The organism is Gammaproteobacteria bacterium (genome assembly GCA_033344735.1).
In the GTDB taxonomy this organism is placed as follows: Bacteria; Pseudomonadota; Gammaproteobacteria; order UBA4575; family UBA4575; genus UBA1858.
In genome coordinates, this window is record JAWPMW010000001.1 from 116,959 (window position 1) to 135,446 (window position 18,488).

Genomic DNA, 18,488 nt, shown 5'->3' on the forward strand with positions numbered 1-18,488 from the left:
CTATTTAGTCTGTCTCAGCAAGGATGAGTTTCCCATTATCTAGTTTATATAAATAATCTGAAGACTCTGCTAGAGCTGGTCTATGTGAAATTGAAATCACTAATAGATTCTTGCTAAGTTGTTTGACAAGTGCGCTTATTTCTAGTTCAGAATTTTCATCAAGCGCACTTGTAGCCTCATCTAAGATTAATAAACTAGGGTTTGTTGCTAATGCTCTTGCAATAAGGATGCGTTGTTTCTGTCCTCCGGAAAATCTATTTCCTTGTTCTCCTGCAATGGTATTTATTCCTTGGGGTAATTTCTTTATGAATTCATATGCATTTGATTTGGTCAACGAATTTATAATATCTTCATCGCTTAATGAAAAGTTACCGAGTTGGATGTTATTTTTTATGGATGTATTTAGCAGTATAGTGTCTTGAGTTACATAGCCAATTTGATTTCTCCAATTAGAAATATCGATATCGCCTATTTCAATGCCATCAATGTATATTTCCCCTTTGCTGGCTTTGTATAAACCTGCAACTAAATCTACACATGTTGTCTTACCAGTCCCAGATGGACCAACGATAGAGATAAGTCCTCGACTTGGAAAAGAAATATTACAGTTAGATAATATTTCAGAGTCCTTGTGGTTGAAGTAGACATTTTGGAATCGTATCTCTGAATTAAATCTTACTATTTTTTTACCAGTCAGTAATTCACGATATGATTCAGCATGCTTAATTGATTCAATAATTGCTTTAAATCCACTCTCTTCTTTCAATAAAGATTGGTATTGGCTTTGAGCCTTGCCAAATGTTTTGACAACCCTTAATAATGCGAAAAGCATTACAAGTAACATGCTTAAGTTCATACCCAGATTGTTGATGGCAACGTATGTGCCTGCTGCAACACCTATAGTAACAATAGGTTCTTGAGCAGATTGTAGTCCTGTTGTGCTTAGAATTGATTTGCGCTCTTCTCGCGCAAGTTTTTTTGTGTATGTTCTCAACACAGAGTAAGCGTAATCGGAGCGATTCATAACTTTCAGTGATTTCATACTGCGGAGGCTGTCAGTCAATTCAGTAAATAAAGATCTGACTATTACGGTGATTTTCTTTCCTATAGACTTGTTAATTATCACTAGTTTATTTAATAAAATTAGCATTCCTGCACCTAACAGAATTGCTGAAAATGCAAGTTTCCACGATATAAGCAATGCAATAGTTGAATAAACGCTGATTTGTATAATTGATGTGATAAGATTAACGCTTAGCATATATGCGTTAGATGCTCTGCCTGCTTCGCTAAAAAGTGATGTAGAAATTTTCCCTATAGGTTGAGCAACAAAGTAGCTCCATTCTGCTTTAGATATGGCGCGTAATAATTTAAGTCGTAAGTCCTTTGTTGCGATGTTAGCTGTTTTCCCAGCATAAAATTTTGTAAAAAAAGTAATAAGGCTCTTTAATAAAACTCCTGTTACTATTAATATTAGGAGTGCTTCTGTAGAGTCAGGAATACCAAAATCATTAAGAAAATTAGTTAGACTTAATTTATCATCTCCAGGAGCTGGTATCATTTTATTCTGATCTTGCCCATTGGGAATGATGCTGCTTAATAGCGGGAGTAATGCTCCTACACTTAATCCTTCAACTATGCCAGCTACTAGCAAAGATATAAGAACGATTATGGTCCTACTTGGATATACGTGAAAGAAATACTTCAATAGAGTCATAGATAAGATTATATTTATTTATTGTAATGGTTATGGTTATTCTAACTATGTTCCGAGTGGGAAGTTTGCCTAGATTAGATTATTATCGCTGAATAAGGAAAAGAATTTAACGTCTATTTTACTCTAGATCTGTGAGCGCGGGTCGTAGTTTACTAATAAAATATCAGGAGTACTCATTGAAAGCAGTAATTCTTGCTGGTGGATTTGGCACTAGAATAAGCGAAGAGTCTCATCTTAAGCCAAAGCCAATGATTGAAATTGGTGGACGTCCTATTTTATGGCATATCATGAAAATATATGGCGCCTATGGCATTAATGAGTTTGTCATATGTTGCGGATACAAGGGTTATTTAATCAAGGAATATTTTGCTAATTATTTTTTGCATATGTCGGACGTCACATTTGATATGTCAAAAAATGAAATGGAAGTGCACACACGCTCAGCTGAGCCGTGGAAAGTGACGTTGGTTGATACGGGTGAACATACCCAAACAGGCGGTAGAATAAAACGCATACAGGAGTACATAGATGGAACTTTTTTACTCACATATGGTGATGGGGTCAGTAATATCAATATCAATCATTTGGTTGATTTTCATAAAAAGCAGAAGACTCTTGCTACAGTTACCGCGGTTCAACCATCTGGTAGATTTGGCTCGATTGAAATAGAAGGTGATCGTGTTCAGTCATTTTTAGAAAAACCGAGAGGGGATGGACGCTGGGTGAGTGGTGGGTTCTTTGTTTGTGAAACGGAAATTTTCGACAAAATTAGTGGAGACGAAACAGTTTGGGAGCAGCAGCCACTTGAGAGCATGGCACAAGATGAACAGCTTTCTGTCTATAAACATACTGGTTTCTGGTCATCAATGGATACCTTGAGAGACAGGCAGTATTTAGAGAAAAAATGGTCATCTAATGATGCTCCTTGGAAGATTTGGGAGTGACTGGTTTTTGGAATAATAAACGTGTCTTTCTCACTGGCCATACTGGATTTAAAGGCAGTTGGTTGAATCTGTGGTTAAAAGAACTAGGCGCAAATGTTTTTGGGTATGCTCTTGAGCCTGAGCCAGATGCATTACTATTCCAGCAGTTAAATTTGGCCAATGAGTCCGGGCATTTCATTGGTAATGTCCTTGACCGTGAAATATTTAACTTGAAAGTTATTGAAGCCCGACCCGATGTGATTATTCACCTTGCTGCCCAGCCATTAGTGCGTCGTTCATATCGCGAAAGTATAGAGACATGGCAAACTAATGTTATCGGTACAATCCACTTGCTCGAAGCTATAAAAAATATTAAGCATGAATGTTCGGTGATAATTGTTACTACAGATAAAGTATATGAAAACCTTAATAGGAACTATGCGTACAAGGAAGAAGATCGGCTGGGTGGTAATGATCCCTATAGCTCAAGTAAATCCGCAGCTGAACTCGCAGTAAATAGCTGGAGAAGCTCATTTTTTAAAGATGATTCTAATATTAAAATTGCAACAGTTCGTGCTGGGAATGTTATTGGCGGAGGTGATTGGTCAGAAGATAGGATTGTTCCTGACTTAGTCAGAGCCCTAATACGCGGAGAAAAATTTTCTATCAGAAATCCTAAGTCAGTTAGACCATGGCAGCATGTGTTAGACCCATTGTCTGGGTATTTGTTGCTCGCAGAAAGATTATATTCATGCCCAGAAGAGTCACTGGAAGGAGCATATAATTTTGGTCCAGATGATGAAGGTGTTCGTACAGTTCAACAGCTGGTTGACGAAGCCCACAAAACATGGTCTGGAGAGTTCTGTGATAATAATAATTTAGATAGCCAATTGCATGAAGAAAAATTACTATCTCTAGATATAAGCAAATCAAAAAAAAATCTGTCTTGGTCTCCAAGATGGGGATTTGAAAAAAGCGTGCATGAAACAATTTCTTGGTATTCCCTAGTCAACTCTGGAAGCTCTCCACTTAAAACAACACTAAATCAACTCGATAAATATTCTGAACTTTTATGAAATTTACCCCGCTTGCTCTAAGTGGAGCTTATTTAATTGATCTTGAGGTCGCAGAAGATGATAGAGGATTTTTTGCGCGTAGTTACTGTGAGAAGGAATTTTCTAATCACGGTTTGGAGACTGCTTGGGTGCAAATGAACCATACACTGACTAAAAGTGTAGGGACAATTAGAGGAATGCACTTTCAGTATCCACCAAATGCAGAATCTAAAATTGTACGTTGTATGAAAGGTGCGATTTGGGATGTGATAGTAGATCTAAGAGAGAATTCACTAACACTGGGTGAATGGTTTGGTGTGGAATTAAGTAGTGATAATAGGTCAATGATATACATACCGAAAGGTTTTGCACACGGATTTCAGTCACTTCATGCAAATGCTGAGCTACTCTATTGTCACTCTAACTATTACAGCCCTAAAAATGAAGGAGGGCTTAAATATAATGATCCTGATGTAGGAATAGAATGGCCACTGCCAATAACGGAATTATCAGACCGTGATAAAAAGCACCCGCTCCTTAAAGATATGTCTTTAGTTAATTTATGAATTGCCGCCATTGTAAAACTAAACTCGATCAGGTGTTCATAGATCTTGGCTCGATGCCTCCCTCAAATGCATACCTAACAAAAGATGATTTGAATAAAAAAGAGACATATTATCCTCTTAGAGTCTTGGTATGTACCAATTGCTGGCTAGTTCAGACGGAGGACTTTGCACAGCCGGACGAGTTATTTTCTGCGGACTACGCATATTTTTCCTCAACATCTATTTCTTGGTTGAGGCACGCGAAAGAGTATTGTAATTATGTGATTAATGAATTTAATTTGTCATCAGATAGCTTTGTTGTTGAGATTGCTTCAAATGATGGTTATTTGCTAAAGAACTTTGTTGATGCTGGTGTGCCATGCTTGGGTGTTGAGCCGACAGCTTGCACAGCTGATGCTGCAGAAAAACTAAAGATACCGGTAATTAGAGAGTTTTTTGGAGAAGAGCTCGCCAAAAAAATGGTTCGCAAGGGAGATAAAGCTGATTTAATAATTGGAAACAATGTGTTTGCACATGTGCCGGATATTAAAGACTTTGCAATTGGAATGAGCCTGTTATTAAAATCGGATGGTATAATTAATCTTGAATTTCCACATTTATTAAGTTTAGTGGAGCTTTGTCAATTTGATACAATATATCACGAACACTTCTCTTACTTGTCTCTTACTGCTGTTAATGCTGTCTTCAATTCGGCTGGATTAAGAGTGTTTGATGTAGAGAAATTAGATACTCATGGAGGTAGTTTGAGAGTTTATGGTTGTAAACAAGATGCTCCATATAAGTCTTCTCAACAATATAAGGCAATAATTGAGAATGAGCTCAATGAAGGCTATACGACTATTAATAAATTTGAATCATTTCAGGAGAGGGTTAATTGCATTAGAGACGAATGCAAAAAATTTCTTTGTGATCAGAAAGAGCTGGATAAAATTTCAGTAGGGTATGGTGCTGCTGCAAAAGGCAATACGCTGCTTAATTATGCTGGAGTAGACCAGGATTTAATTTCTTTTATCTGTGATGCGGCAAAATCTAAACAAGGAAAATATATGCCGGGTAGCCATATACCAATTTTGCACCCAGATAAAATAAAAGATGTTCGTCCAGATTACATTATAATTTTGCCATGGAATCTAAGAGAGGAAATTATGGCAGAGTTAATGTATGTGCGTGAGTGGGGTTGTAAATTTGTTACATTTATCCCTCGTCTATGCGTTTTTTAAGGGTTTAGATTAGAATATCTTATGATATTGATTACAGGCGCTAGTGGGTTTGTTGGGTCTCAAGTGCTGAGACATATGAGAAATAATATAGACTCTAAATTTATTAGAGTTGTTCTCAGAGAAAGTTCCGAGGAGACGTCTCTATATAAAAATTGCGATATTTTTCGCACAAGTGACTTGTTTCATGAAAGCCAGGAAAGGCTAAGTATTATGTTGCAGGACGTAGAGTTAGTGATTCATTGCGCATGGTATGCTGAGCCAGGGCTCTATCTAGATTCAGAGAAAAACCTAGATTGTTTAGAGGGAACGATAAGCCTCGCGCGGGCGAGTATTTCCCAAGGAGTCAAAAGGTTTGTAGGTATTGGAACATGTTATGAATATAATATTTCGAATGAAAAATTGTCAATAGGCACACGTTTAAATCCGACAAGTTTGTATGGTGCTTGTAAGGCTTCAGCATTTATTATCATGCAAGAAATGTTTCGTTTGCATGCGTTAGAATTTGTATGGTGTAGATTGTTTTATTTGTATGGTGAAGGCGAGGATAAGCGACGGCTAGTCCCTTATATCAAATCGATGCTGGAGCAATCGAATGATGTGGAGCTAACATCAGGAAATCAGATTCGAGATTATTTAGATGTAGTAGATGCTGCGAAAATGATTTTTGATATTTCTAACAGCGCTTACACTGGGGCGTATAATGTGTGCTCGGAAAAGCCTGTGTCAGTTAGGGAAATTGCAGAGAAAATAGCAGACGAATATGATCGCAGGGATTTGCTAAAATTTGGTTCACGTACTGATAATCCTTTAGAGCCAAAATTTGTGGTTGGTGTTAAGACTTCTATTTAGGGCCAAAATCTACACATGAAAATCAATCTCTGTACTTATAAAGAAATTCCGGTATTTCAGAATAAAGTTTACAATTCTATTGAGCAGGCAAGAAATTGTGTTACTGGAAATATCCATCTTGTCGAAGATTTAGAGACAGGCCTTGTGTATAACGATGCATTTTCCTCTGAGTTAATGAATTATGACTCAAATTATAATAATGAGCAGGCGCTTAGTCCGATGTTCAAGGCTCATCTGGAGTCTGTATTAGATTTGATAAATAGTTACTTGGGTAATGAAAATCTTGTTGAAGTTGGGTGTGGTAAAGGTTTTTTCCTAGAATTACTACAATCTCGAGGCTTTGAAATTGTTGGTTTTGATCCTGCTTATGAGGGGAATAATCCAACAGTAGAACAAAAGTTTTTCGAAAAAGGTGTGGGGATAAAAGCTGATGGTTTAATTTTGCGACATGTACTAGAGCATGTAGAAAATCCTGTTGAATTCCTAGAATGTTTAAAAGAAGCAAATCAAGATTCTGGCTTAATATATATAGAGGTACCATGTTTTGATTGGATTTGTGAACATAATGCATGGTTTGATATTTTATATGAACATGTAAATTATTTTAGGCTTGGTGACTTCAAAAGAATTTTTTCCAATGTGGTGGAAAGCGGCAGATTATTTGGAGGTCAATACTTATATGTAATTGCTGATTTATCTAGTCTTAAGAAACCTGTGAGAGACATTAGCGATCCAGTAGCATTCCCAAGAGATTTTATGCTCGGAGTAGAAAAATATAAGAGTACTCATTTAAATGTGAAAAAAGCAATTTGGGGCGGTGCCTCAAAAGGAGTGCTATTTGGTTTATTACAATCACGGGTAGGCAATAATTTTGATATGGTTATAGATATAAATCCTGCTAAACAAGAAAAGTTCATGCCTTTGACCGGTGTTAAGGTCTATTCACCTGAAGAGGGTCTAGATATTTTGCCTTCCGGGTCTCCAATTTATGTCATGAATGGAAATTACTTAGAAGAAGTTAAAGAAATGTCCAATAATAACTACAATTATGTGAGTATAGATCGGTGAGTAATAATAAAGACAACACGTCAGATCCAATATCTGAATTTAATAATGAAGTAAAAGAGCGCATTAATAGTTATAAAGACAACAATGAGCTTGTTACTGCGGCAGAGAATTTTAATATCTGCTCTATATCTTCCATGTACTCATATAATTTTGAATGGTTTGGTCGTCCTATTATTCAGTATCCTCAGGACGTTGTTGCAATGCAGGAATTAATCTGGCGAATTAAGCCTGATTTAATAATTGAAACTGGGATTGCGCATGGAGGTTCTATTATTTTTAATGCGTCAATGCTGGCATTATTGGACTATTGTGATGCAGTAGAGAATAAAACGGTTATTGATCCATTAAAGCCTAATAGGAAGATTTTGGGAGTGGACATTGATATTAGAGCGCATAACAAAGATGCTATAAATCAGCATCCTATGTCTTCACGAATAGAAATGATTGAAGGCTCGAGTATAGATAATGGAATTGTAGAGCAAGTTAAATCAATTGCAGGTGAATTTAAGAAAATTATGGTTTTTTTAGATTCAAACCATACACATAGCCATGTTTTAGCTGAGTTGGAAGCATATGCCGGATTGGTATCACAAGGCAGTTACTGTGTTGTTTTTGATACAATTATAGAAAATTTGCCTGAAGATACATATTCAGATAGACCATGGGGTATAGGTGATAATCCAATGTCGGCCGTTAATAGCTTTCTTAGTACGCATAAGGAGTTTGAAATAGATAATGAAATTTCAAACAAGTTATTAATTTCGGTAGCGCCAAGTGGGTATCTAAAGAGGGTAATGTAATATCGCATTATTTTGATATTAGTCGTGCAATTTTGATTAACTTCTATATCAATATGCGATTTAAGTTGTTTGTATGAGTTTGATGGCTATATGTAGTGACCTCATTCAGCTATTTTAGTAACAATTATTAAACAGCAAAGGCTTCTACTTGCTTATCAGGTATGAGTATTTAGTTTAGTAATCCAACTCTTTTTTTAGGATAGAATTAGGGAATGACAGGAAAAGTATACATCAAAACCCAAGGCTGCCAGATGAATGAGTATGACTCAGATAAGATGGCGGATGTATTGGGCGTAGCAAAGGATATGGAAGTTACACAAAACCCTGAAGAGGCCGATGTGTTATTGCTGAACACCTGTTCGATACGTGAAAAAGCTCAAGAGAAGGTATTTTCACAGCTTGGGAAGTGGAATAAACTCAAAGAACAAAATCCAAACTTAGTCATTGGCGTAGGTGGCTGCGTGGCGAGCCAAGAAGGCGAAGCGCTTAAAAGACGTGCGCCCCAAGTAGATGTGGTATTCGGCCCACAAACCCTACATCGCTTACCAGATCTTATCGACCAAGCACGTGAGCAAGGTAAATCGGTCGTGGATATCTCTTTCCCTGCCATTGAAAAGTTCGATAATTTGCCTCCACCAAAAGTTGATGGTCCCTGTGCTTTTGTCTCGATTATGGAAGGATGTAGTAAGTACTGCTCATATTGTGTCGTGCCATATACCCGAGGAGAAGAAATAAGTAGGCCATTAAATGACGTGTTAGTTGAGATTATGCAGCTGGCCGACAAGGGTGTTAAAGAAGTCACGCTGCTTGGCCAAAATGTTAATGGCTATTACGGAAAAATGGATGATGGCGAAATTTGTAACTTCACACTACTGTTACATTATGTGGCCACAATAGATGGCATTGAAAGAATTCGTTATACCACTTCACACCCATTAGAATTTAACGATTCGTTGATTGAGGCATATTCAGAAATACCAAAATTAGTGAATCATCTTCATTTGCCAGTTCAAAGTGGTTCAGATCGAATTCTAGCAGCAATGAAACGCGGCTATACTGCTCTCGAATACAAATCTAAAGTGCGTAAATTGCGTCAGTATCGCCCTGATATAAGTATGTCATCTGATTTTATTATTGGTTTTCCTGGGGAAACTGATCAGGAGTTTGAGCAAACAATGAAACTGATTGAAGATGTAGGCTTTGATTATTCATTTAGTTTTATTTTTAGTGCGCGCCCAGGTACGCCCGCTGCATCGTTAGAAGATTCAACACCAATGCAAGAGAAAAAAGATCGATTACAAAAGCTGCAGTCCCGAATATTAGAAATGGCCAATCATATATCAGCTGATATGATTGGGACGAAGCAAACAATTTTAATTAATTCAAGGTCTAAAAAAAGCGATCTAGAAATCGCAGGTCGCACAGAAAACAATCGAGTTGTTAACGTGCATGGGAGTAAAGATCTCATTGGTCAACTGGTAGATGTGGAAATAACTGAAGCATTGCCTAACTCATTGCGCGGACGTTTGCTGTAAATCTGAAAGGAACATTTTATATTGAGTGCCCAACCTGCAAAAGTTAATCTCACTCTGCATCCCAACGATAATTCTCGCCTCGCCAACCTATGTGGCCCGTTTGATGAACATTTGCATCAAATTGAACAGCGATTGTCAGTAGAAATTCACCATCGAGGTAATTCATTTACTGTAGAAGGAAATTCATCCGCTGCTGAATCAGCTGCTGTAGTAATAAAAAACTTATATACTGCAACAGACTCTGAAGAACTTTCTAAGGAAACTATCCATTTGCATTTACAAGACTCACATGTAGATAATATTTCTGATAAAGATAACGAAAAGTTAACCGATATTGGAGTCCACACGCGACGTGGAATTATTAAACCACGTGGCCCTAATCAAGCAGCTTACATTAGTGATGTGCTTAATCATGATCTAACTTTTGGCATTGGCCCTGCTGGAACCGGTAAAACATATTTAGCGGTGGCTTGTGCTGTTGCAGCATTAGATTCTGAGCAGGTGCAGCGTTTGGTGTTGGTGCGCCCTGCGGTAGAAGCAGGAGAGCGCCTTGGTTTTTTGCCGGGAGATTTAACTCAGAAGATTGATCCTTATCTAAGACCGATGTATGACGCGCTGTATGAAATGATGGGTTTTGAACGTGTGAATAAGCTTATAGAACGCACTATCATTGAGGTGGCCCCGTTGGCGTATATGCGTGGTCGTACTCTAAATGATTCTTTTGTGATTTTAGATGAGGCTCAAAATACTACAAAAGATCAAATGAAAATGTTTCTGACTAGAATTGGTTTTGGTTCTAAGGCGGTAGTCACCGGCGATGTGACTCAGATTGATCTACCAAACCGAGGGCAGTCAGGTTTACGCCATGTCATGCATGTATTGAAAGATGTGAAACGAATCAAATTTAATTATTTTAATTCTAGAGATGTGGTTCGACATCCTTTAGTCCAACATATTATTGATGCTTATGATCGTGATGACGAGCAGGATAAACCTGACGGGAAATGATTAACATCGAAGTGCAGATTGCTGCATCCGCTGATGAAATTCCCAGTGTAGAGATGTTCCAAGTATGGGCAAGTGCGATTGAAGCGGATTCAGATGAACATAAAGATGTGGCAATGCGCATAGTTGATGAGGCTGAAATGGGCAAGCTGAATGAGCAGTATCGTAAAAAGACTGGTGTCACAAATGTGCTGTCTTTTCCGGCTGATTTGCCAGGAGGCGTTGATATCCCTTTTCTTGGCGACATAATTGTGTGTGCACCAGTTGTCATCAAAGAAGCCACTGATCAAGGAAAATCGCTTCATAGCCACTGGGCGCATATGACTGTACATGGTATTCTTCATCTACAAGGTTACGATCATATTGATCATGTAGAAGCAGAACAAATGGAAAGTTTGGAAACCAAAATCATGAATAAACTTGGATTTGAAAATCCTTACGTTTGATCAATGATGCCTTAATTATTTCTTTAAATTACCTAGCAAGAATCTATGGGCACTATGCCTGACCCCGCATCAGAAAAAAATTGGTTAGACCGCCTCGGACAAGTTTTTTCCAGCGAGCCAAAAGACCGTGAAGAATTAGTCGCAATTTTACGCGAAGCGCATGAGCGTAATTTATTCGATACTAGTGCCTTGGCAATGATCGAGGGTGTTTTTCAGGTATCTGAGTTGCAAGTGCGTGACATTATGATCCCACGTTCACATATGGTTGTCGTTGAAGAAGAACATTCGGTGCAAGAAATGTTACCTACAATTATTGAATCAGCACACTCACGTTTTCCGGTAATTGGGGACAGTCGTGATGAAGTGGTAGGTGTGTTATTAGCAAAGGATTTGCTCAGATTCTTGTCAGACAAAAATACCGAAGAATTTAATATCAAAGATATTTTGCGTTCGGCGTTTATTGTTCCTGAAAGCAAAAGATTAAATATATTGTTGAATGAGTTTCGTAATACCCGAAACCATATGGCCATTATTGTAGATGAGTATGGTGGCGTCTCCGGATTGGTAACCATTGAAGATGTGTTAGAACAAATCGTCGGTGATATTACGGATGAACATGATCTAGAAGAAGATCAATACATTACTTATTCAGAAGATGATAAGTACGCCTTAGTTAAAGCATTAACGCCAATAGAAGACTTTAATGAATTTTTTGATTGTTCATTTAAAGATGATGAATTCGATACCATTGGTGGTTTAGTGACAAGTAATTTTGGGCATGTGCCTAAAAGAAGTGAAGATGTGTCAATCGATGAATTTAAATTTGAGGTCATCAGTGCTGATAGTCGGCGGTTGCACTTGCTTAAAGTCACACGTTTATAAATTCTATTTGTTTAGCATTTAATAACCTTTGTTGTAATTAAATGAGTCGCGCTATTTTATTATTATTTGCAGGTGCCATTAGCGTATTGGCTTTCTCGCCATTCCATCTATGGTGGGTTTCAATTATCTCATTGTCCTTGTTGTATTTATTGCATCAACAGAATCATAGCCAGGCATTTAAAACGGGTTACTTATTCGGGATAGGTATGTTTGGCTCTGGAATCTCTTGGATTTTTAACAGCTTATACGACTTTGGCGAAGCGCCATTTATTGCAGCTATAGTAATCACTATTGTGTATACATTGGTACTAAGTATTTTTCCTGCGTTGGTTTTGAAAGTACATACCAGGTTAAGTGCATCAATAAGTTTATGGATGAGTGTGCTGACGTTTGCTGCATTGTGGGTTATGTTCGAGTGGTTACGCAGTTGGGTACTGACAGGGTTTCCTTGGTTGTTAGTAGGGCATAGCCTTGTCGATTCTCCTCTGGCGGGTATTATCCCAATATTTGGTACATTTGCGGGTAGTGCGTTAATTGCGTTTCTGGCAGCAAGTACAATAGTGTTCATTAACGCAAGTAAGCAACAATTAATGTGGCCGGCGATTGGTTTGAGTGTATTGCTGATGATGTGTTTTTACGCTACTGGTATTGAGTGGACGTCAAAGGTAGGCGAACGTCCCGTGAAAGTATCGGCAGTACAAGCCAATATTCCATTTGATATGAAGTGGGATAAATCTCGACGTCATGAGGTGTATCAAGCCTATATCGACCTAACCAGCAAACATTTGGATAGTGATATTGTACTTTGGCCGGAAACAGCGATTCCAACCTTTCTTCGAGTGGCAAATAAAGATTTTATTCCTAGCTTTGAGCGCCAACTAAAAGACAATAACACTGAGTTATTATCAGGAGTATTTACATACGAGCCAGGGACAGAACGAATATTTAATTCTTTGGTTACTCTCGGTGGTGAGCTACAAATCTATAATAAACATCATTTAGTGCCGTTTGGCGAATACCTTCCTTTACGCTGGATATTTGAATTTTTTCGCAGCATTGTAGTGATACCAATGTCTGATTTGAGTCCGGGTCAAGGTTCATCAGTACTAACTTTAAAGGGTATTCCAGTAGGTGTATCTATTTGTTATGAAGCGGCATTTGGCGAAGAAATAAACCGAGCATTACCTGAAGCTCAGATGCTAATGAATGTAACCAATGATGCTTGGTTTGGAAATTCACTGGCACCTCATCAGCATTTACAAATTGCTAGAACGCGAGCCTTGGAGACAGGCCGTTATATGTTACGAGCTGCGAATACTGGAGTATCTGCAGTCATAGACTCTAATGGACAAGTTATGGCGGAATCAGGACAGTTTGTTGATCAAGTCATTACTGGGGAAGTTTGGCCGATGCGCGGAAGCACACCGTTCATTATCTGGGGAAATTGGGCAATAATCAGCATTTTATCTGCGCTAATCTTGCTAGTATTTGTCCGATCTCGCCGTGCCAACTCAGGTGAGAAATAAATTCAGTTAAATACAAAGTATCTAGAATTAAATTATGCCTAAATTTGCTCATATTATACCGGTCATATTGTCAGGTGGATCAGGCACACGATTGTGGCCTGTGTCACGAAAATTATATCCGAAGCAATTTATTCCTCTAAGAAATAATCGCAGTTTGTTTCAAGACACCGTTGCGAGAGTTCAAGCATTAGGTAATGGAATTCAAGATCCTATTATTGTTTGTAATGACGAACACAGGTTCATGGCTGCTGAGCAACTACGTCAGGAAGGCGTTGAAAATGCCGATATTGTACTAGAACCAGTGGGGCGAAATACTGCTCCGGCGATTGCATTAGCTGCCTTATGCGCCCAGCAACGCAGAGATGATGCGATTATTTTAGTACTACCTGCAGACCACATCCTAGATGAGCAAGAAAAATTTAGCCAAGCGATTGAATTGGCCAAGAGCCTAAGTGAGCAAGATCAGCTGGTCACATTCGGCATAAAGCCAACGCGGCCAGAAACAGGCTACGGTTATATTAAAGCGGGTTCACCCTTAGTAAACGGCAAAGCCAATCAGGTTGAAAAATTTGTTGAGAAACCTGAGTTAGCAAAGGCGCAAGAATATTTAGATTCTGGAGATTATTCTTGGAATAGTGGCATGTTTATGTTTAAAGCATCTACATTAGTAACTGAGCTTGCAACACATGAGCCCGAAATGGCTGCCTGCGTGAATTCAGCATACGGCGCACATGAAAAAGATTTAGATTTTATCCGAATTGATAAAGATGCTTTTGCCGCTTGTAAAAGTGAGTCAATCGATTATGCGGTAATGGAAAATACTAATAATGCTGCGGTTGTTCCTTTGGCGAGTGACTGGAATGATGTCGGTTCTTGGCATGCGCTCTGGGAATCTTCACAGCAGGATGAAAACAACAATGCATTAACTGGTGATGTTCTGTTAGAAGATTGCCAAGGTTGTTATGTGCATAGTTCTAGTCGTTTAGTGACTGCTGTTGGCATGCATGATGCTGTTATTGTTGAAACGTCTGATGCTGTGATGGTAGCGCCGCGAAATCAATCGCAAAACGTCAAGCAAATTGCAAATGCACTTAGACAAGCAAATAGAGATGAATCAGAAATACATCGTAAAGTTTATCGGCCTTGGGGTGACTATGAGTCAATCGATAATGCAGAACGTTTTCAAGTAAAAAGAATCACTGTTAAGCCAGGCGAGCAACTATCTTTGCAAAAACACCACCATCGTGCAGAGCATTGGATAGTTGTGAATGGAACTGCCGTCGTAACCTGCGACGATAAAGAATTTCTGTTATCAGAAAATCAATCTACTTATATACCGATAGGTGCTATCCATCGTCTAGAAAACCCCGGAAAAATTCCTTTGGAATTGATCGAAGTTCAATCGGGTACTTATTTAGGTGAAGATGATATTGAACGTTTTGATGATCGATACGGTCGTTCAGATAAATAATAGGAGTAGCAAAAGAAAGCCCGCATGACTGATGGCGGGCTTTCTGTGTAGGCTCATGACTGGATGTAGTAATCTGATAAATAGTTCGTGCTATTGTGGTTTCAGAGTTGCCTAGAAAAAAATTTCTACTCTAGACGGTTCATCTTAAAGCGCACCGATCATATTTATCATTGTTATTAAACTTTTGTGCCTACGGCGCTTAACAACAATTATCTACTACAGGGATTACATTACTCTTCTGGCTCTGATACTACAAAAAGAACAATTTTATATCTCTCATTGATCAGCTTGATAGCAATTGATTGTCATTCAAACTTCATTTAACACGCAGAATTTTGCTACTATTAGGCCGCAACAGCCCAAGAAAACCCTAAAAGAAAAGTCTAATAATTAATCAAATTTATGAATGAAGATTATCAACCTCACGAAATAGAGGCTGAGGTACAGTCGCGATGGCAACAATCTGACACTTTTAAAGCGGTTGAGGATGAAAGCCGAGAGAAATTCTACTGTCTTTCAATGTTCCCATATCCGAGTGGGCGACTGCATATGGGGCATGTTCGCAATTACACCATTGGTGATGTCATTAGCCGTTACCAGCGTATGCAAGGCAAGAATGTAATGCAGCCGATGGGGTGGGATGCATTTGGTTTGCCGGCTGAGAATGCCGCACTAAAAAATAAAGTGCCACCAGCTAAGTGGACTTATGAAAATATTGATTACATGCGCGGCCAATTGCAACGCTTGGGCTTTGCCTACGATTGGAATAGAGAGCTGGCAACGTGTACACCTGAATATTACAAGTGGGAACAGTGGTTATTCACGCGTCTGTTTGAAAAGGGCCTGGTATATAAGAAGAAATCCATCGTCAATTGGGACCCTGTTGACCAAACAGTACTGGCAAACGAGCAAGTTATTGATGGCCGTGGTTGGCGTTCTGGCGAATTAGTTGAGCGGCGAGAAATATCGCAATGGTTCTTGAAAATTACCCAATATGCTGATGAGTTATTAGAATGCGTAAAGCAGTTAGAAGGCTGGCCGGAACAAGTGCAAGTGATGCAGCAAAACTGGATTGGGCGTTCGGAAGGGTTGCAGTTTTCGTTTGATGTAGAAGGTGGCTTACCTTCAATGCAAGTGTATACAACACGTCCTGATACATTGATGGGTGTTAGCTATGTTGCCATTGCACCAGAACATGAATTAGCAGACATTGCAGCAAAGAATAATACAGCTGCAGCGAATTTTATAGAAAAGTGCAAGCAACGCAAAGTTGCTGAAGCAGAAATAAATAGTGCAGAAAAAGAAGGTGTGGCGACTGGCTTATTCGCGTTACATCCGATTACAGGTGAAAAGCTTCCAATATGGATAGCCAACTTTGTATTAATTGAATACGGTACCGGAGCGGTGATGAGTGTGCCAGCCCATGATCAGAGAGATTGGGAATTTGCATGTAAGTATGATTTGCCAATTAGACAGGTCATCTTTCCTAAAGTGTCATCACAGCAGGGTGATGTCAGCAAACAAGCATTTACAGATAAAGGAATACTTAAACAATCTGGTGAATGGGATGGATTAACATCAGAGCAAGCATTCATTGCCATATCTAAAAAAATTGAAGCAGATAAACGTGGTGAGCGATCTGTTAATTTTCGCCTACGTGATTGGGGTATTTCACGACAACGTTATTGGGGTTGTCCTATCCCGATGATTTACTGTAATGATTGTGGTGCAGTCGCTGTACCAGAATCAGATTTGCCAGTTAGGTTGCCTGAAAATGTAGAGGTAACGGGTGCAGGGTCACCATTAGGAACAATGTCAGAATTTGTTGATGTTGCTTGTCCGAAATGCGGTAAGCCAGCAAAACGTGAAACAGATACCTTTGATACATTCTTTGAGTCAAGTTGGTACTACGCACGTTATTGCAGTGTTGATAATGAAGACAAAATGTTAGATGAGCGAGCTAACTACTGGCTGCCAGTGGATCAATATGTTGGTGGTATTGAGCATGCAGTATTACATTTGTTGTATGCACGTTTTTTTCATAAGCTAATGCGTGACGAGGGTTTAATCAGTTCTGATGAGCCTTTTACCAATTTGCTTACCCAAGGTATGGTGTTAAAAGATGGCACTAAAATGTCTAAGTCAAAAGGCAATACGGTTGATCCAGAGCAACTAATTGAAAAATTTGGTGCGGACACAGTTCGCTTGTTTACTATGTTTGCATCGCCACCAGACAATTCTTTGGAATGGATTGATACAGGAGTTGATGGTTCTGCGCGATTCCTTAAAAAGTTATGGCGTTTTGTATATCAGCATTTACAAGTGGATGTATCTACGTCAACGACTATTAAGCTGGCTGAGTTAAATACTACTCAAAAAGAGTTGCGTAATAAAATTCATAGCACTATTAAAAAAGTAAGTGATGATGTCGGACGTCGTTATACATTCAATACTGCAATTGCGGCGAATATGGAATTACTAAACGATTTGTCTGCATTGAAACAGCAAGACGAAAATGATTGTGCTGTAATTCGAGAAGGTATCGAAGCGATTGTGTTAATGCTGTCACCGATTGTTCCACATATATGCTCAGATTTATGGGGATCGCTAGGCCATTCAAATGAAATTGAAAGCCAGCCTTGGCCGCAACATGATGAGCAAGCTTTAGTACGTGATACGCTTGAATTAATGGTTCAAATAAACGGCAAGTTGCGTGATAAAGTTAATGTCTCAGCAGATGCTGATGATGAACTAATTAAGACAACAGCATTGAATAGTGAGAAAATACAGAATCATATTAAACAACAGCCAGTTAAAAAGATCATAGTAGTCAAAGGTCGTCTGGTAAATATTGTTGTCTAGGAGAAATGAGTGAATAAGTTCAAGTTACTAATTATTGTTATTGCATTATCTCTAGCATCTGGCTGTGGTTATCGTCTGGCTGGTAAGGCTGATTTAGATCCTGTGTTTGAAAGCACTCATGTCAGTTATCAGGGTCGTGGTCATGAAATGGCAGAATTGCTAGAGAAACAATTCGAAATAAATAAATATCGATTGGTCAGTGCAGAAGAAGCTTCTGCTCTAGTTGAAGTGCTTTATGAAATCACAGAGAAAGAAATACTTTCAGTCGATGAGGATGGGAAAGTTCGCGAGTACGAATTAATTTTACGCGTGGGTATAGACGTTAAAGATTCTGAAGGTAAAAGATTAGTTCAAAATCAAGAAGTACGTCTGACTAGAGACTTTTTGTTTGATATCAATGATGTGCTTGGTAAAAGCAATGAAGAGAACGCTATATACCAAGAAATGCGCGCAGATGCAGCACGATTGATATTATATCGCTTGCAAGCAATTTCGCTAGAAATTGAAGAGAAAGTATAGTAATTCCGTTTCAATTACTTCATGACTAGGTAAATGAGAATGAT

16 protein-coding genes are annotated in these 18,488 nt (G+C 38.6%); 15 read left to right on the plus strand and 1 reads right to left on the minus strand.

Annotation, left to right across the window (positions count from 1 at the left end):
* Window positions 1-4: 4 nt before the first annotated feature.
* Complete coding sequence (locus R8G33_00635; GenBank protein MDW3094156.1) at window positions 5-1,717, minus strand: ABC transporter ATP-binding protein; 1,713 nt, start codon at window positions 1,715-1,717, stop codon at window positions 5-7.
* 176 nt (window positions 1,718-1,893) lie between these two features.
* On the opposite strand from R8G33_00635, the gene rfbF reads away from it, so the two are divergent.
* The 15 genes from rfbF to lptE all read left to right on the plus strand — a co-directional run bounded on the left by rfbF (window position 1,894) and on the right by lptE (window position 18,444).
* The gene (gene rfbF, locus R8G33_00640; GenBank protein ID MDW3094157.1) at window positions 1,894-2,661 is read left to right on the plus strand and encodes a glucose-1-phosphate cytidylyltransferase; all 768 of its coding nucleotides are present in this window, start codon (window positions 1,894-1,896) and stop codon (window positions 2,659-2,661) included.
* Window positions 2,658-3,716, plus strand: a complete 1,059-nt coding sequence (gene rfbG, locus R8G33_00645; protein ID MDW3094158.1) for a CDP-glucose 4,6-dehydratase — start codon at window positions 2,658-2,660, stop codon at window positions 3,714-3,716. The genes rfbF and rfbG overlap by 4 nt, the downstream gene beginning before the upstream one ends.
* Complete coding sequence (gene rfbC, locus R8G33_00650; GenBank protein MDW3094159.1) at window positions 3,713-4,261, plus strand: dTDP-4-dehydrorhamnose 3,5-epimerase; 549 nt, start codon at window positions 3,713-3,715, stop codon at window positions 4,259-4,261. Before rfbG ends, rfbC begins: the two co-directional genes overlap by 4 nt.
* Window positions 4,258-5,481, plus strand: coding sequence for a class I SAM-dependent methyltransferase (locus R8G33_00655; GenBank protein ID MDW3094160.1), 1,224 nt, complete (start codon window positions 4,258-4,260; stop codon window positions 5,479-5,481). Before rfbC ends, R8G33_00655 begins: the two co-directional genes overlap by 4 nt.
* Window positions 5,482-5,502: 21 nt before the next feature.
* Window positions 5,503-6,330 (plus strand): NAD(P)-dependent oxidoreductase, encoded by an 828-nt coding sequence (locus R8G33_00660; GenBank protein ID MDW3094161.1) that lies wholly within the window; start codon window positions 5,503-5,505, stop codon window positions 6,328-6,330.
* Between the two features lie 15 nt (window positions 6,331-6,345).
* The gene (locus tag R8G33_00665; GenBank protein MDW3094162.1) at window positions 6,346-7,398 is read left to right on the plus strand and encodes a class I SAM-dependent methyltransferase; all 1,053 of its coding nucleotides are present in this window, start codon (window positions 6,346-6,348) and stop codon (window positions 7,396-7,398) included.
* Between the two features lie 29 nt (window positions 7,399-7,427).
* The gene (locus R8G33_00670; protein MDW3094163.1) at window positions 7,428-8,198 is read left to right on the plus strand and encodes a cephalosporin hydroxylase family protein; all 771 of its coding nucleotides are present in this window, start codon (window positions 7,428-7,430) and stop codon (window positions 8,196-8,198) included.
* A 212-nt stretch (window positions 8,199-8,410) separates the two neighbouring features.
* The gene (miaB, locus tag R8G33_00675) at window positions 8,411-9,733 is read left to right on the plus strand and encodes a tRNA (N6-isopentenyl adenosine(37)-C2)-methylthiotransferase MiaB (GenBank protein ID MDW3094164.1); all 1,323 of its coding nucleotides are present in this window, start codon (window positions 8,411-8,413) and stop codon (window positions 9,731-9,733) included.
* Window positions 9,734-9,754: 21 nt separating this feature from the next.
* The gene (locus R8G33_00680) at window positions 9,755-10,741 is read left to right on the plus strand and encodes a PhoH family protein (GenBank protein MDW3094165.1); all 987 of its coding nucleotides are present in this window, start codon (window positions 9,755-9,757) and stop codon (window positions 10,739-10,741) included.
* A complete protein-coding gene (gene ybeY / locus R8G33_00685; protein ID MDW3094166.1) occupies window positions 10,738-11,184 on the plus strand; it encodes an rRNA maturation RNase YbeY in 447 nt (148 codons plus the stop codon). Before R8G33_00680 ends, ybeY begins: the two co-directional genes overlap by 4 nt.
* Before the next feature lie 45 nt (window positions 11,185-11,229).
* Window positions 11,230-12,066 (plus strand): transporter associated domain-containing protein, encoded by an 837-nt coding sequence (locus tag R8G33_00690; protein ID MDW3094167.1) that lies wholly within the window; start codon window positions 11,230-11,232, stop codon window positions 12,064-12,066.
* A 41-nt stretch (window positions 12,067-12,107) separates the two neighbouring features.
* The gene (gene lnt / locus R8G33_00695; GenBank protein ID MDW3094168.1) at window positions 12,108-13,592 is read left to right on the plus strand and encodes an apolipoprotein N-acyltransferase; all 1,485 of its coding nucleotides are present in this window, start codon (window positions 12,108-12,110) and stop codon (window positions 13,590-13,592) included.
* Between the two features lie 52 nt (window positions 13,593-13,644).
* On the plus strand, window positions 13,645-15,063 hold the full coding sequence (locus R8G33_00700) for a mannose-1-phosphate guanylyltransferase/mannose-6-phosphate isomerase (protein MDW3094169.1): 1,419 nt from the start codon (window positions 13,645-13,647) through the stop codon (window positions 15,061-15,063).
* 402 nt (window positions 15,064-15,465) lie between these two features.
* Window positions 15,466-17,925 carry a leucine--tRNA ligase gene (gene leuS / locus R8G33_00705; GenBank protein MDW3094170.1) on the plus strand — a complete coding sequence of 820 codons (2,460 nt, stop codon included), beginning with the start codon at window positions 15,466-15,468 and terminating at the stop codon, window positions 17,923-17,925.
* A 9-nt stretch (window positions 17,926-17,934) separates the two neighbouring features.
* Window positions 17,935-18,444 (plus strand): LPS assembly lipoprotein LptE, encoded by a 510-nt coding sequence (gene lptE, locus R8G33_00710; protein MDW3094171.1) that lies wholly within the window; start codon window positions 17,935-17,937, stop codon window positions 18,442-18,444.
* Window positions 18,445-18,488: the final 44 nt, after the last annotated feature.